Raw genomic sequence first — 13468 nt, 5'->3', positions numbered from 1 at the left:
AGGATTAATCATGAAAATCATTGTTGTCGGTCATGGCATGGTGGGCCACAAGTTCCTCGAAGAACTCCACCAACTCGCATCCGTCCCCACCGAAGTCACCGTGCTGTGCGAAGAGCCCCGCGCCGCCTACGATCGGGTGCATCTGTCCGAGTTCTTCGCCGGCAAGACCGCCGACGACCTTTCCCTGGTGGAACCCGGCTTCTTTGACAAGAGCGGCTTCGCCCTGCGCCTCAAGACCCGCGCCGCGGCCATCGACCGTCGCAAGAAGACCGTCACCACCGCCGATGGCGAGGTGCTGAGCTACGACAAGCTGGTGCTGGCCACCGGCTCGGTGCCCTTCGTGCCCCCCGTAAAGGGCAACGACCGGGCCGACTGCTTCGTCTATCGCACCATCGAAGACCTGGAGGCCATGACCGAAGCCGGCGCCCGCTCGCAAAGCGGCGTGGTGGTGGGCGGCGGCCTGCTCGGCCTGGAATGCGCCAAGGCCCTGCGCGACCTGGGCCTCGAAACCCACGTGGTCGAGTTCGCCCCGCGCCTGATGACGGTGCAGGTGGATGACGACGGTGGCCGCGTGCTGCGCAACAAGATCGAGGAGCTGGGCCTGCACGTGCACACCAGCCGCAACACCGTGGAGATCACCGACGGCGCCCGCGCCCGCCACCGCATGGTCTTCAACGACGGCAGCCACCTGGAAACCGACATGATCGTGTTCTCCGCCGGCATCCGCCCCCGCGACGAGCTGGCCCGCCAGAACGCCCTGGCGGTCGGCCCCCGCGGCGGCATTGCGGTGGACGACCACCTGCGCACCAGCGACCCGGACATCTACGCCATCGGCGAATGCGCCGCCTGGAAGGAGCAGCTCTTCGGCCTGGTCGCCCCCGGCTACGACATGGCCCGCGTGGTGGCCCGCCACATCACCGGCCAGACCGATGCCAGCTTCGCCGGCGCCGACATGAGCACCAAGCTCAAGCTGATGGGCGTGGACGTGGCCAGCATCGGCGACGCCCAGGGCAAGACCCCCAAGTGCCGCAGCTATCGCTACACCGATGAGCGCAAGCAGATCTACAAGAAGATCGTGGTCAGCGAGGACGGCAAGCACCTCCTTGGTGCCGTGCTGGTGGGCAATGCCGACGAGTACGGCACCCTGCTGCAGATGGCCCTCAACGACATCGCCCCGCCGGAAGATCCCGAGTTCCTGATCCTCCCGTCCAGCGACGGCAAGGCCAAGCCCGGCCTGGGTGTCGATGCCCTGCCCGACAGCGCCCAGATCTGCTCCTGCAACAACGTCACCAAAGGCCAGATCTGCGCCGCCGTGGGCGACGGCGCCACCACCATCGGCGAGATGAAGGCCTGCACCAAGGCCGGCGCCACCTGTGGCGGCTGCGTGCCCCTGGTCACCCAGGTGATGAAGGCCGAGATGGCCAAGCGCGGCATGGCGGTGAACAACCACCTGTGCGAACACTTCCCCTACTCCCGTCAGGAGCTCTTCCACCTCATAAAGGTGGGCGAGATCAAGAGCTTCGACGAACTGCTCGCGAAGCACGGCAAGGGCCTCGGCTGCGACATCTGCAAGCCCACCGCGGCCAGCATCTTCGCCTCGTGCTGGAACGAGTTCGTGCTCAAGAAGGATCTGGCCGCCCTGCAGGACAGTAACGACTACTACCTGGGCAACATCCAGAAGGACGGCACCTATTCGGTGGTCCCGCGCATGCCCGGCGGCGAAGTCACCCCCGACGGCCTCATCGCCGTGGGCCAGGTGGCCAAGAAGTACGGCCTCTACACCAAGGTCACCGGTGGCCAGCGGGTGGACCTCTTCGGCGCCCGGGTTGAACAGCTACCCTTCATCTGGGACGAACTGATCGCCGCCGGCTTCGAATCCGGCCATGCCTACGGCAAATCCCTGCGCACCGTGAAGAGCTGCGTCGGCTCCACCTGGTGCCGCTACGGCGTGGGTGACAGCGTGGGCTTCGCGGTGGACCTGGAGAACCGCTACAAGGGCCTGCGCGCGCCCCACAAGATCAAGTTCGGCGTGTCCGGCTGCACCCGCGAGTGCGCCGAGGCCCAGGGCAAGGACGTGGGCATCATCGCCACCGAGAAGGGCTGGAACCTCTACGTGTGCGGCAACGGCGGCATGAAGCCCCGCCATGCCGAACTGCTGGCGGCCGACCTGACCCGGGAACAGCTCGTCCAACTGGTGGACCGCTTCCTGATGTTCTACGTGCGCACCGCCGACCGCCTGCAGCGCACCAGCACCTGGCGCGACAATCTGGAAGGCGGCCTCGACTATCTGAAGGATGTGGTGGTCAACGACAGCCTGGGCCTCGCCGCCGAGCTGGAAGCCCAGATGCAGCACGTGGTGGACACCTACCAGTGCGAGTGGAAGACCGCCGTCACCAATCCGGACGTGCGCAAGCGCTTCCGCTCCTTCGTCAATAGCGACAAGGCCGACGAGCACATCATCTTTGTGGAAGAGCGCGGCCAGATCCGCCCGGCCCGCCCCGAGGAACGCGCCGCCGCCGACCTCGCCACCCTCGCCACGCCCGTCTGAGGAGCCCCATCATGAGCATTGCCACCCTTCAATGGAACACCGTGTGCGCGGTGGATGACATCCTGCCCAACACCGGGGTCTGTGCCCTGGTGGAAGACCGCCATGTGGCCGTCTTTCGGGTCGGTGAGGCCGACTTCTACGCCATCGACAACGTGGACCCCAAGTCCGGTGCCAGCGTCCTGTCCCGGGGCCTGGTGGGCAACCTGGGCGAACACGTGGTGGTCGCCTCGCCCCTCTACAAGAACCACTTCGACCTGGCCACCGGCGCATGCCTCGAAGCCCCGGAGTACTCGGTGCGCGCCCACTCGGTCAGCATCGAGGACGGCCGCGTCCGGGTGGCGCTGGGCTGACAGGGCCTGGAGGGCGACTCACGGGCTGCGTAGGGGCGACTTCAGTCGCCCATCCCCACGTAGGTCCATAGACAAGCCGTTGACCAGAGTCTGCGGGCGACTGAAGTCGCCCCTACGAACCCTGCAAGCCCCTGCACACATTTCAAGCACAAACCCGCTATCCGATTTTGAAAAGGTAATCCCATGGCCTATCTCGCCCCCGCCGAATTCGTCACCAAAATGGTGGACGCCGGTGAATCCAAGCTGCTGATGTCCACCCGCGACACCCTGATCCGCGCCTACATGGCCGGTGCCATCCTGGCGCTGGCCGCCGCCTTTGCAGTCAGCGTATCGGTCAACACCGGCAATCCGCTGGTCGGTGCGCTCCTCTTCCCGGTGGGCTTTTGCATGCTCTACCTGCTGGGCTTCGACCTGCTCACAGGTGTGTTTACGCTGGCCCCACTGGCCGTGATGGACAAGCGCCCCGGCGCCACCTGGAATGGCGTACTGCGTAACTGGAGCCTGGTGTTCACAGGCAACTTTGCAGGCGCCCTGACCGTGGCCGTGTTCATGGCCATCATCTTCACCAATGGCTTCACCGAAGCGCCCAACGCCATCGGCCAGAAGATCGGCCACATCGGCGAAGGCCGCACCGTGGGCTACGCCGCCCATGGTGCGGCCGGCATGCTGACCCTGTTCATCCGGGCGGTGATGTGCAACTGGATGGTGTCCACCGGCGTGGTTGCCGCCATGATGTCCACCAGTGTCTCGGGCAAGGTCATCGCCATGTGGATGCCCATCCTGGTGTTCTTCTACATGGGCTTCGAGCACAGCATCGTCAACATGTACCTGTTCCCGTCGGGCCTGATGTTGGGTGGCAACTTCACTTTCATGGATTACATGATCTGGAACGAGATCCCCACCGTGCTGGGCAATCTGGTGGGCGGCCTCACCTTCGTCGGCGCAACCCTGTACTCCACCCACTACAAGACGGCTCCCAAGCGTCGCGCCGCCTGAGGCTATGCTGTAGGGGCGAATTCATTCGCCCTCGGACGTTGGTCAACGGCTTGCCTGTGATCAACGGGGAGTTGGGCGACTGAAGTCGCCCTTACACATCAGCGTGGTGTGCCGTCGATGAAGAACAGCTTGCGCGTCACCCTTGGCCAGGCATCCCTGGCGGGTGACCACGACACCAACCAGGATTTCCACGGCGCCCTCCTTCCGCGGGGGCACCAACTGGCCAGCAAGGGCATCGCCCTGGCCCTTGCCGACGGCATCAGCTCCAGCCAGGTCAGCCAGCTGGCCAGCCAGACTGCCGTTCGCTCCTTCCTCGAAGACTATTACGCCACCTCCGAAGCCTGGTCGGTGCGCCGGGCCGCCGAGCGGGTGCTCAGCGCCACCAACGCCTGGCTGCACTCCCAGACCATGGGTGGTGACGGGCGCTTCGAGAAGGACCGGGGCTATGTATGCACCTTCAGTGCCCTGATCCTCAAGGGGCGCGATCTGCACCTGCTGCATGTGGGCGACTCGCGCATCTACCGCCTGCACCCCAACGCCCTCGAACAACTCACCGAAGACCATCGGGTTCGCCTCTCGGCCACCGAGTCCTACCTGGGCCGGGCACTGGGCACCGGCGCCCACGTGGAGATCGACTACCGTAGCTGGGAGGCCGAAGCGGGCGAAACCTACCTGCTCGCCACGGACGGTGCCTACAGCCATCTTCAGGCCGAAGATGTGCGCGAGGCCCTCGAGCAGCACCGCGGGGATTTGGATGCCGCTGCCGCCCACCTGGTGGGCCTGGCCCGCTGCCGCGGCTCAAACGACGATGCCACCCTGCAACTGCTGCGCATCGACGCACTGCCCCCCAGCGACGCGCTTCATCCACAGCTGCGCCGCGAAGGGTTGAGCCTGCCTCCCAATCTCGCCCCGCGCATGGAGTTTGAAGGCTTTACCATCCTGCGCGAAATCCAGGTGAGTGCCCGCAGCCACCTGCATCTGGCCGTGGACACGGTCAGTGGCCGGCAATACGTCATCAAGACCCCCTCGGTGGACCTTTGCCAGGACACCGACTACCTCGACCGCTTCGTTCTGGAAGAATGGATTGCCCGTCGCGTGGACAGCCCCCACGTGATCAAGACCTGGCCCGGCGAGCGCCCCCGTAGCCATCTTTTCGTGGCCATGGAGTTCATCGATGGTCAAACCCTCGCCCAATGGATGCGCGACAACCCCGACCCGCCCCTGGATAGCGTTCGCGGCATCGTCGAACAGCTTGCCCAGGGCCTCCAGGCCCTGCACCGGCGCGAAATGTTGCACCAGGATCTGCGCCCCGAGAACGTCATGATCGATCATCAGGGCACCGTCAAGCTCATCGACCTGGCCAGTGCCCATGTCGAGGGGCTGGCCGAGTGCCACCGGGACGCCCTCGTCACCGCTGTGCCCGGCACCCTGCAGTACACCGCTCCGGAATACCTCTTGGGCCAGGGCGGTAGCCAGCGCAGCGAACTCTTCGCCCTCGCGGCCATCACCTACCAGATGCTCACCGGCCAGCTCCCCTACGGCCTCGACCTTGCCCGCGTGCGCAGTCCCCAGGATGTGCGCAGCCTGCGCTACGTTCCAGCCCGCCACCACCGCCCCGAGCTACCCCCCTGGCTGGATGCCGTGCTCGCCAAGGCCCTTCAGCCCGACCCAGCCCGACGGCAGGAAGTCATCTCCGAGTTCGTCCAGGATCTCAAGGCTCCCGGTGCCCAGTTCCAGAACCCCCGTACCCCGCCGCTGATCGAGCGCAATCCGGTCCTGTTCTGGAAGAGCGCCACCGCCCTGCTCAGCCTCGCCGTCATCGCCCTCCTTGCCCTGCGCATCCTGGAACGCTGAAACGGCCAATCCGCGCCCCCGAGCGGGGTGTGGATTGCCCTATGCACGGGTTTCCAGTCTGGCTATGCTGAAAGCCCATCGCACCCGCGCCGGACAGGAGATGACTCCCCCATGCACCTCACGCGTCGCATCTACGTCAGCCTGCCGGCCGACCCCTGGCTCCCCGACAAGCTCAATGAGCTGAAGTGGGGCATCGTCGAGGAGATCGAAAAACTCGGCTACACCCCCGAGATCTTCACCAATCCCAAGGGCAAACCCGGCCTGGCCTCGGCCAAGGCCTGGAGCGCCCGGGACGCCGACGAGATCGCCCGGCACTGCGTCGGCGCCGCCATTCTCGGCATGCCCCGCTGGCGCTTCAAGGACGGCAACGACCAGCCCGTGCTGCTGCCCACCGAATTCAACCACTACGAAGGCGCGCTGGTGCGCACCCTGGGCCTGCCCACCCTGGTGCTGGTGCAGCGGGAGATGCAGCGCCGGGTGGTCTTCGACAGCAGCTTCGGCGGCTACGTGGGGCAGTTTGCCTCCGACGCGGACGTGAACTGGCTGCACACCGACGAATTCCGCGTGCCCTTCGACTACTGGAAGGCGCAACTGGAAGAGCGCCGGGACATCTTTCTGGGCTACTGCAGCAGCTCCGCCAGCACCGCCGCCGCCATCAAGCGCTACCTCAACAGCCTGGGCGTGCGCGTCCTCGACTGGCAGACCGACTTCATTCCCGGCCGCACCATCATGGACCAGATCGAAGAAGCGGCCGCACGCTCCCTCGGTGGCATCTTCCTGTTCACCCGCGACGACGACCTGGCCGACCCGACCCTGCGCGAGCAGTCCGCCCCCCGCGACAACGTCGTCTTCGAAGCCGGCTACTTCAGCGGCCTGAAGGGTAAGCGCAAGGTCCTCATCGTCCGTGAATCCGGCTCCAAGATGCCCGCCGACCTGGGCGGCGACATCTACGCCGCCCTCACTGACCGCAACGACATCAGCCCCATTGAACGCACCCTCGCTGCCTTCATGGGGGCGATCTGACTGAAACACCCGCCCCGAAGCACCGCCATGGCCAACCCCTACACCCTCAGCGACATCGAACTCAACGCCCTGCTGACCGACGACGCCCCCTGGGGTGACGCCACCTCCTGGGGTCTCGGCATCAGCACGCTGCCCGGCCGCATGCACTTTCGCGCCCGCCATGCCCAGGTGGTGTGCGGTAGCGAAGAAGCCGCCCGTATGGGCCTGCTGCGGGGCATGGAGGTCGACGGCGAGGTGGTGCCCAGCGGCACGGCGGTGGAGTCCGGCACCCTGCTCCTCACCCTCAGCGGCCGCGCCGCCGACCTGCACCGGGTGTGGAAGCCCGCCCAGACCCTGATGGAGTATGCCGGCGGTATCGCCAGCGCCACCGCCGAACTGCTCGCCGTCGCCCGCCGGGGCAACCCCCGGGTGCAGGTGGCGTGCACCCGCAAGCACCTGCCCGGCAGCAAGTCCCTGTCGGTCAAGGCCATCCTCTGCGGCGGGGCCGCCCCCCACCGCCTGGGCATCTCCGACACCCTGCTGGTGTTCGCCGAGCACCGCGCCTTTCTCGGCGCTCTACCCCCCGATCAAGCCGTCGCCCGCCTGAAGCAGGCCTGGCCCGAACGCCAGGTGATCGTTGAAGTGGCCAGCGCCGACGAAGCGGCCCTGTGGATGGACGCCGGCGCCGATGTCATCCAGCTGGAAAAGTGCTCACCGGACGTGGTGGCCCAGGTGGTCGCCCGGGCCGGCTCCCGCCACTGCCAGATCGCCGTGGCCGGCGGCGTGACCGTGGGCAATGCCCAGGCCTATGCCGCAACCGGGGCGCAGATCCTTGTGAGCAGCGCCCCGTATCAGGGGGAGCCGCGGGATGTGGCGGTCACGGTCGAGGCGGTATCGGGTTGAACACGCCCCCACGGGGGGAATCTTCCCTTCGGAAGTGAGCCCCCTCAGACCATCGAAGCTGACGCTTGCGATCCAAGCTGATTCCACATCGTGTGTGACACACGTACTCAGAAATTCACCCCCAGCCGCAGGTAATAGGACGCCCCGTTGTAGCCGAAGGGGGCGTACTGGGAGTACTGGATCACCTTGCCCGCGCCCACCAGGCTGTCGTCGGTCTGGCCCCATTTGTCGGGGCGGACGTCGAAGAGGTTGACGCCGCCCAGGGCCAGGGTCACATCCTTGGCAAGGCGCAGGCACAGCTCGGCGTCCAGGGTCCATTTGGCCGAGAAGGTGACACGGTCGTAGGCGCTGACGCTGTGGAACTTGCCGAACCGGTTGAGGTTGAGGACCAGGTCGTAGCTTCCGTGGCTGTACCTTGACCACAGCTTGATGGCATCGGCGGGCTGGCTGCCTTCGATCAGCACCCGCGTGAAGGGGTCGAGGATCAGGTCGGTCATGTTCACGCCCAGTACCTCCGGCGCCTGGTTGAGTTCGGTGATGCGGGTGCGGCTGCGCTGGTAGGCGGCCACCAGCTTGAGACGGGCGCCCTTGTCCAGCTCGCTGCTGTAGTCCAGGCGCAGATCGAGGCCCCGGGTGCGGGTGCCGATGGCGTTGGTGAAGTACACCGCCCCGTCGATATTGTTCTGGGCCAGCACGGCGGCGGCCTGGGGGCTGAGGGACGACAGGCTGTAGGCCGAGATGTAGCCGGTGGGCAGGATGCGGTCGTGGATGTCGGTGACGAACACATCGGCGCTGGCGGTGAGCTGGGATGAGGGCTGGAAGACCATGCCCAGGGTCAGGTGGCGCGACTTCTCGGGCTTGAGGTCGGTGGCGCCCAGCGCCCGGGCCACCGGGTGATCGACGGCAAAATTGCCCCAGAACTGGGCGGCGGCGTCGTTGCTGTTGCGGTAGGTGCCCGTGTACGAGAAATGGCTCTGGGACAGGGACGGCGCCCGGAAGCCGGTGCTCACGCTGCTGCGGAAGAGCAGGTCTTCCGTGGCGCGGTAGCGCAGGGCCAGCTTGCCGTTGAGGGCCGAACCAAAGTCGCTGTAGTGCTCGGCGCGGGCGGCCGCATCCAGCATCAGGCGCTCGGTGGCGCTGTATTTCAGGTCGCCATACAGGGAGTGGGCCTGGCGGCTGGCCGACACGGCGTTTTCCGGGCTGAAGCCCGGAAAACCCTGGGCACCGTAGGCAAAGTTGTCGGCCGAACCCAGCATGTAGGACGCCGCATCGCCCTTGATGATGCGGTAGTGCTCCTGGCGGAATTCGTAGCCGCCGGCCACGGTGTGGCGCCCGATTTTCTTGCTGAAATCCGCGTTGAGGATCTGCTGGGTGTAGCGGGTGGCGCCGCTGTCGAAGGACGTGGGCGTGGCCAGGCCCAAGGAGGTGTTGAGGGAGTTGTTGACGTAGAAGTGGTAGTCGTTGTGCCCATGGGTGTAGCTGATATCCCAGCGGGCGCCGTCATCGAGCACCCCGCGCACGCCGGCCGTGGCCGAGAAGTCGAGGATCTTCGGTTCGATCCGCGGCAGGAAGCCGTCCGGATAGATCGCCGCGATGTTGCGGGCGTCGCCCGCGGTGCGGTAGAAGGCGCCGGCGCTGCTGCGGCGCCGGTCGTAGAGGCCATGCAGGTAGAGGGTGGCGTCGCCCCGGGGCAGCTCGGCATTGAGGGCGAACAGGCCGTCCTGGGTGTCGGCATCGCCAAAGTGGGTGTTGATGCGGCCCCCATCGCTGGCGTCCGGCCCGGCCCGGTTGGTGGCACCGCGGTCGCGCCATTCGGCGGTGAGGTTGACGAAGCCGTCGCCCGCCAGGGGCAGCGTATGAAAGAGCGTGCCCTGCCGGGTGATGCCGTCGCCCTCGCCCGTGCGGCCGTAGGTCACGGTGGCCTGGCTGCGCTGGCCGTAGCCCTTGAGGATGATGTTGATGATGCCGGCGATGGCGTCGGAACCATACTGGGCCGCCGCGCCGTCACGCAGCACCTCCACGCGCTCGATGGCGCGCAGGGGGAGGGTGGCCAGATCAACCCCCGAACTACCCCGACCCACCGTGCCGTTGTTGTGCAGCAGCGCGCTCTGGTGCAGCCGCTTGCCATTGACCAGCACCAGCACCTGGTCGGGGCTGAGGCCGCGCAGGGTGAAGGGCGGCGCGTGGTCGGTGCCGTCGGTGATGCTGGGGCGCGGGGCGTTGAAGCCCGGCACCAGCACCGCCAGGGCGCGCTGCAGGTCGGGCTGGCCGGTGGTCTGCAGTTGCGCCGAGGTGATGATGTCGATGGGCACCTCGGCGTCCAGCGCATCCCGGGCGCCCCCGCGGGAGCCCACCGCCGCCTTGGCCTGGGTTTCCACCTCCAGCAGCTGCTCCAGCGGGCGGCGGTAGTAGTCGTTGGTTTCCTGAACCGCCTTGCCACCGGCCAGGGCCGCGCCGGCCCCCGCCAGGGCGAGACACAGCGCGATGCGATGGGGGGCGCTCATGGCTTGTCCCCCCGCAGAACCGTGGCAATCGTCAGCAGGGGCGCGCCAATGCGCAGACCCGACTTGAGGGCCGCCCCGTGGTTGATCTTGATGCGCGCCTTCTGCTCGATGAAATCCAGCTGGATGATGCCGCCACTCTCGGCAAAACCCTTGGCCTCGCTGATGGTCAGGATGCCGTTGCGCTGGGCATGGTCGATGGCGGCGGCCCGGGCGGCCGAGCTGGCAAGGGTGATGAACAGGGCGTCCGTCTCGCCCACCTGCTCCAGCCGGGTGGCGTAACGCAGCTCGATGGGCTTGTTGTGGATGCGCTTGTCCCGGTACAGGTCATCCAGCAGGCTGCCGAAGGGGTTGTCGTCGAGCAGGGTGATCACGAAGCGGTCCCGGGGTTTGGCCGGCCACTCGATGTAGCTCGCAAAACGCCCGATGAACACCGCTTCGAGCTTGCGCTCCTCGTCGCCCGCCCATGCCCATGGCGCCTGCACACAGCACAGCAGGCCCAGCACCCACAAGACCATCCTCACCCGAGCTCTCCCTTACGCCACCACGTAGCGGTTGCGACCGGCCTCCTTGGCACGGTACAGGGCCTTATCGGCAGCCCGGATCATTTCCTCAATGTCTTCCGCGCCGGCTCGGGGCACGGCGGAATACACGCCCAGGCTCACCGTCACCTGGAGGGACTCGCCCACAGGGCCGGAGATCAGCCGCCCCTCCACCCCGGCGCGGATGCGCTCCGCCACGGCAATGGTCACCTCCTGCGTGCCGCAGTCGCAGACCACCAGGAACTCCTCACCCCCCAGCCGGGCCACCAGGTCGTAGTCCCGTGCGCTGGCCTGCAGCACCAGCGACACCTCCTGCAGCACCCGGTCGCCCATGGGGTGGCCGAAGCGGTCATTCACGTTCTTGAAGGAATCGATATCGAGCATGATGACGCCCAGCGGCTCATCCTTGCGCTGGGCCCGCGCTGCCATGGTCTGCATCACGTCCAGGGCATTGCGGCGATTGGCCAGGCCGGTCAGGGCATCCGTGGTGGCCAGGCGGCTCAGCTGATCGTCCCGCTCGCGGATGTCGGCCAGCATGGCGTTGAAGCCATCGTAGAGATTGCGGAACTCGTCCCGGCGATCCGAACCCAGCACCGCGCGGTAATTCTTGGTGTGCGCAACATCCTGCATGGCCGCCACCAGATTCATGATCGGGCGGGTGAACAAGGACTGGAGCTTCACCGACAGGAACAGCAGCAGAACCAGCGTCACCACCGATGTGGCCGCCTGCAGCAGCACCAGCTCGCGGATCTTGGCCCACATTAGCTGCGTATCCGACACCACCACCAGCAGGCCGATGGGCTTGCCGTCAAAGAACACCGGGCGCACCACGGCCATGAAGTCGTCGTCGATGTGCTCGACGAAACCGTCCTCCCGGCGTAGTACCTCGGCACGCTCAAGGATCCGGCCCTGCACCCCGGCCCGGAACCGCGGCTCCACCACCGCCGACAAGCCCGCAGATCGATACTCCGCCAGGGCCCGCCCCGACTCGTCGTTCACCACCGCCAGCAGAATATGGGGATCGGCACGCAGGGACGCCAGCATGGTGTTGGCGCTCCCCGCATCGGCAAAGGCCAGCGCCGCCCGCATGTTCTCGCTGATCACATCCGTCAGCTGGTGCAGCACCCGCAGGGACGACCGGGACTCGCTCAGGTAAGTCGAGTAGATCGTGATCGCCGACGAGATCAACAAGGCCAGCGCCGCGCTCAGGCCAAGCAGGACAATCAGCTTGTAGCGAATCGAAATCCTGTCAAACATCAGCTCTGCCAGTCATGCGCCCGCGCGGATCATCGGGGCCGGGGAGCCCCCGCAGGGCTGTTCTTGTTTATTGTTGTGTTCGGGCCCGGCGGGTCTGCCGCGCAGGGCCTGAGGACCTTTAGAGAGATGGTACCCCAAGCCCGGACGTGATCCTGCCTGTTGCGGGTGGGGGTGTCTATCGTGGGGGGAATGTAGGAGCGGGAGAGGGGCACACGCCTTTCTCGCCCGTGTCACAGGCCACGATCCGAGCCGCTGCCCCCACTGCGCCCGCGGGCACTGGCGCACCGTGGCCGTATTGCCCCTGGCACTCCGCTGCCGCGATGGCCCACCATGACACGTGCCGCCCACCCATCTCAATATGTCAGTGACGCGCCAGCGGGCTCGTCGGAAGTCCCATGCGCCCGCATCCCGCACTGCCCCGAGAGCACCTCCGTTGCCACCTCACGCAGCTCGCACCGAACACGGCATACTCCCCCTCCGCCGCTTGCCGGCCGTGGTTTCGTCCTCCACGCCTGGACGCTCCTCGACCTGATCTACCCAAAGTGAATTTTCCGGGCGTAAAATCCCCAGTGTTACCTCTTTCCCGGCGGTTCAGTTCAACAAGGCACCATTATGGGTATCTCGCTCGCGTGGGTCGCAGTCGAAGCGCTTCCGGTTGATGAAGCGTTGCAGCGTCTCCTGCTGGCTCGAACCGGAGAGGCCTGCGAGTTCCAACATGTTTCGGTGAGCTCCCATCCCCTTCCACGGAACTGGCTTCTGGTCGCTGCTATGGGGTGTGATCATCGAATCATACGACCAGAGAGCATGGCGGCCATCTCGGCAGGTTGTCGCGCAGTCGCCTGCTCTGTCGAGGAGCACGTCAACTTCGCTTCGACGGAGCTTTGGAACGATGGTCAACAGACGTGGCACGTACAGCACGAAGGCGACCGAGATGTGGAAAACATCTCGTATGCTGGCACCCCTCCTCCGCGCTTCTTTGAGCTGCTGTCCACTGTTGAGCCTGGCGACAGCGAGAACCTCGAAGGCCACTTTCACATGGATATTCCTCTGCTACTCGCAAAGGAGATTGCTGGGTTCCGCCACGACGAGTACAACCCAGACGTCGACAGCACTCCATTTGAGAGGCTTACCGATCTAGCACCGAAACGTCCGTGGTGGCGCGTCTGGAAGTGACGCCTAACCTCTCCCCGGAGTCCTGTGATGCCCCGCTTCAAGACCCCCGATTACGGTTTGAAGATGATTCCGGTGGATTCCCAGCATCAGGTTCTGCCCGGCTCCTTCGAGTTCGCCCTGTGCCATCTGGTCGATAAGGAACTCGATCTCTCCGCCCTGCGTTCGCGCTTTCGCAACGATGCGGGGGGTGCCCCCGCCTTCGATCCTGCCGTGCGCCTCAAGATCGTCCTGCTCGCCTATTCCCGGGGTCTCGTCAGTTCCCGCAGCATCGAGGCGGCCTGTCGCCACAACGTCCTCTTCATGGCCGTCTCAGGCGACTCCGGCCCGCACTTCACCACGCTG

General features: G+C 66.1%; 11 protein-coding genes. 7 read left to right on the top strand and 4 right to left on the bottom strand.

The features are described from left to right. Positions 1-10: 10 nt before the first annotated feature. From nirB to modD, 6 genes are all read left to right on the top strand, one after another. Positions 11-2548 carry a nitrite reductase large subunit NirB gene (gene nirB, locus J0L98_RS15395; RefSeq protein WP_296412663.1) on the top strand — a complete coding sequence of 846 codons (2538 nt, stop codon included), beginning with the start codon at positions 11-13 and terminating at the stop codon, positions 2546-2548. Between the two features lie 11 nt (positions 2549-2559). Continuing rightward, a complete protein-coding gene (nirD, locus tag J0L98_RS15390; protein ID WP_296412662.1) occupies positions 2560-2898 on the top strand; it encodes a nitrite reductase small subunit NirD in 339 nt (112 codons plus the stop codon). Positions 2899-3081: 183 nt separating this feature from the next. Next, positions 3082-3894, top strand: a complete 813-nt coding sequence (locus J0L98_RS15385) for a formate/nitrite transporter family protein (protein ID WP_296412661.1) — start codon at positions 3082-3084, stop codon at positions 3892-3894. Between the two features lie 117 nt (positions 3895-4011). Further along, positions 4012-5748: a bifunctional protein-serine/threonine kinase/phosphatase gene (locus J0L98_RS15380; protein ID WP_296412660.1), complete on the top strand. Its 1737-nt coding sequence runs from the start codon at positions 4012-4014 to the stop codon at positions 5746-5748. Positions 5749-5859: 111 nt separating this feature from the next. Further along, positions 5860-6771, top strand: a complete 912-nt coding sequence (locus tag J0L98_RS15375) for a nucleotide-binding protein (protein ID WP_296412658.1) — start codon at positions 5860-5862, stop codon at positions 6769-6771. 27 nt (positions 6772-6798) lie between these two features. Beyond that, positions 6799-7653 carry a ModD protein gene (modD, locus tag J0L98_RS15370; protein WP_296412657.1) on the top strand — a complete coding sequence of 285 codons (855 nt, stop codon included), beginning with the start codon at positions 6799-6801 and terminating at the stop codon, positions 7651-7653. Positions 7654-7760: 107 nt separating this feature from the next. Here modD and J0L98_RS15365 read toward each other — a convergent pair whose 3' ends face one another. From J0L98_RS15365 to J0L98_RS15350, 4 genes are all read right to left on the bottom strand, one after another. After that, positions 7761-10157, bottom strand: a complete 2397-nt coding sequence (locus J0L98_RS15365) for a TonB-dependent receptor (protein ID WP_296412656.1) — start codon at positions 10155-10157, stop codon at positions 7761-7763. Next, positions 10154-10672: a YfiR family protein gene (locus tag J0L98_RS15360; protein ID WP_296412683.1), complete on the bottom strand. Its 519-nt coding sequence runs from the start codon at positions 10670-10672 to the stop codon at positions 10154-10156. The genes J0L98_RS15365 and J0L98_RS15360 overlap by 4 nt, the downstream gene beginning before the upstream one ends. A gap of 18 nt (positions 10673-10690) precedes the next feature. Then, complete coding sequence (locus tag J0L98_RS15355; RefSeq protein WP_296412655.1) at positions 10691-11953, bottom strand: sensor domain-containing diguanylate cyclase; 1263 nt, start codon at positions 11951-11953, stop codon at positions 10691-10693. Positions 11954-12544: 591 nt separating this feature from the next. Then, positions 12545-12988, bottom strand: a complete 444-nt coding sequence (locus J0L98_RS15350) for a hypothetical protein (RefSeq protein WP_296412654.1) — start codon at positions 12986-12988, stop codon at positions 12545-12547. 165 nt (positions 12989-13153) lie between these two features. Here J0L98_RS15350 and J0L98_RS15345 point away from each other — a divergent pair. Then, positions 13154-13468 (top strand): transposase (locus J0L98_RS15345; RefSeq protein WP_296412653.1); only part of this gene is annotated, 315 nt, incomplete at its 3' end.

The sequence above is a fragment of the Zoogloea sp. genome, from assembly GCF_017302315.1.
Lineage (GTDB): Bacteria > Pseudomonadota > Gammaproteobacteria > Burkholderiales > Rhodocyclaceae > Zoogloea.
This window is presented reverse-complemented; position numbering and strand designations above follow the sequence as displayed.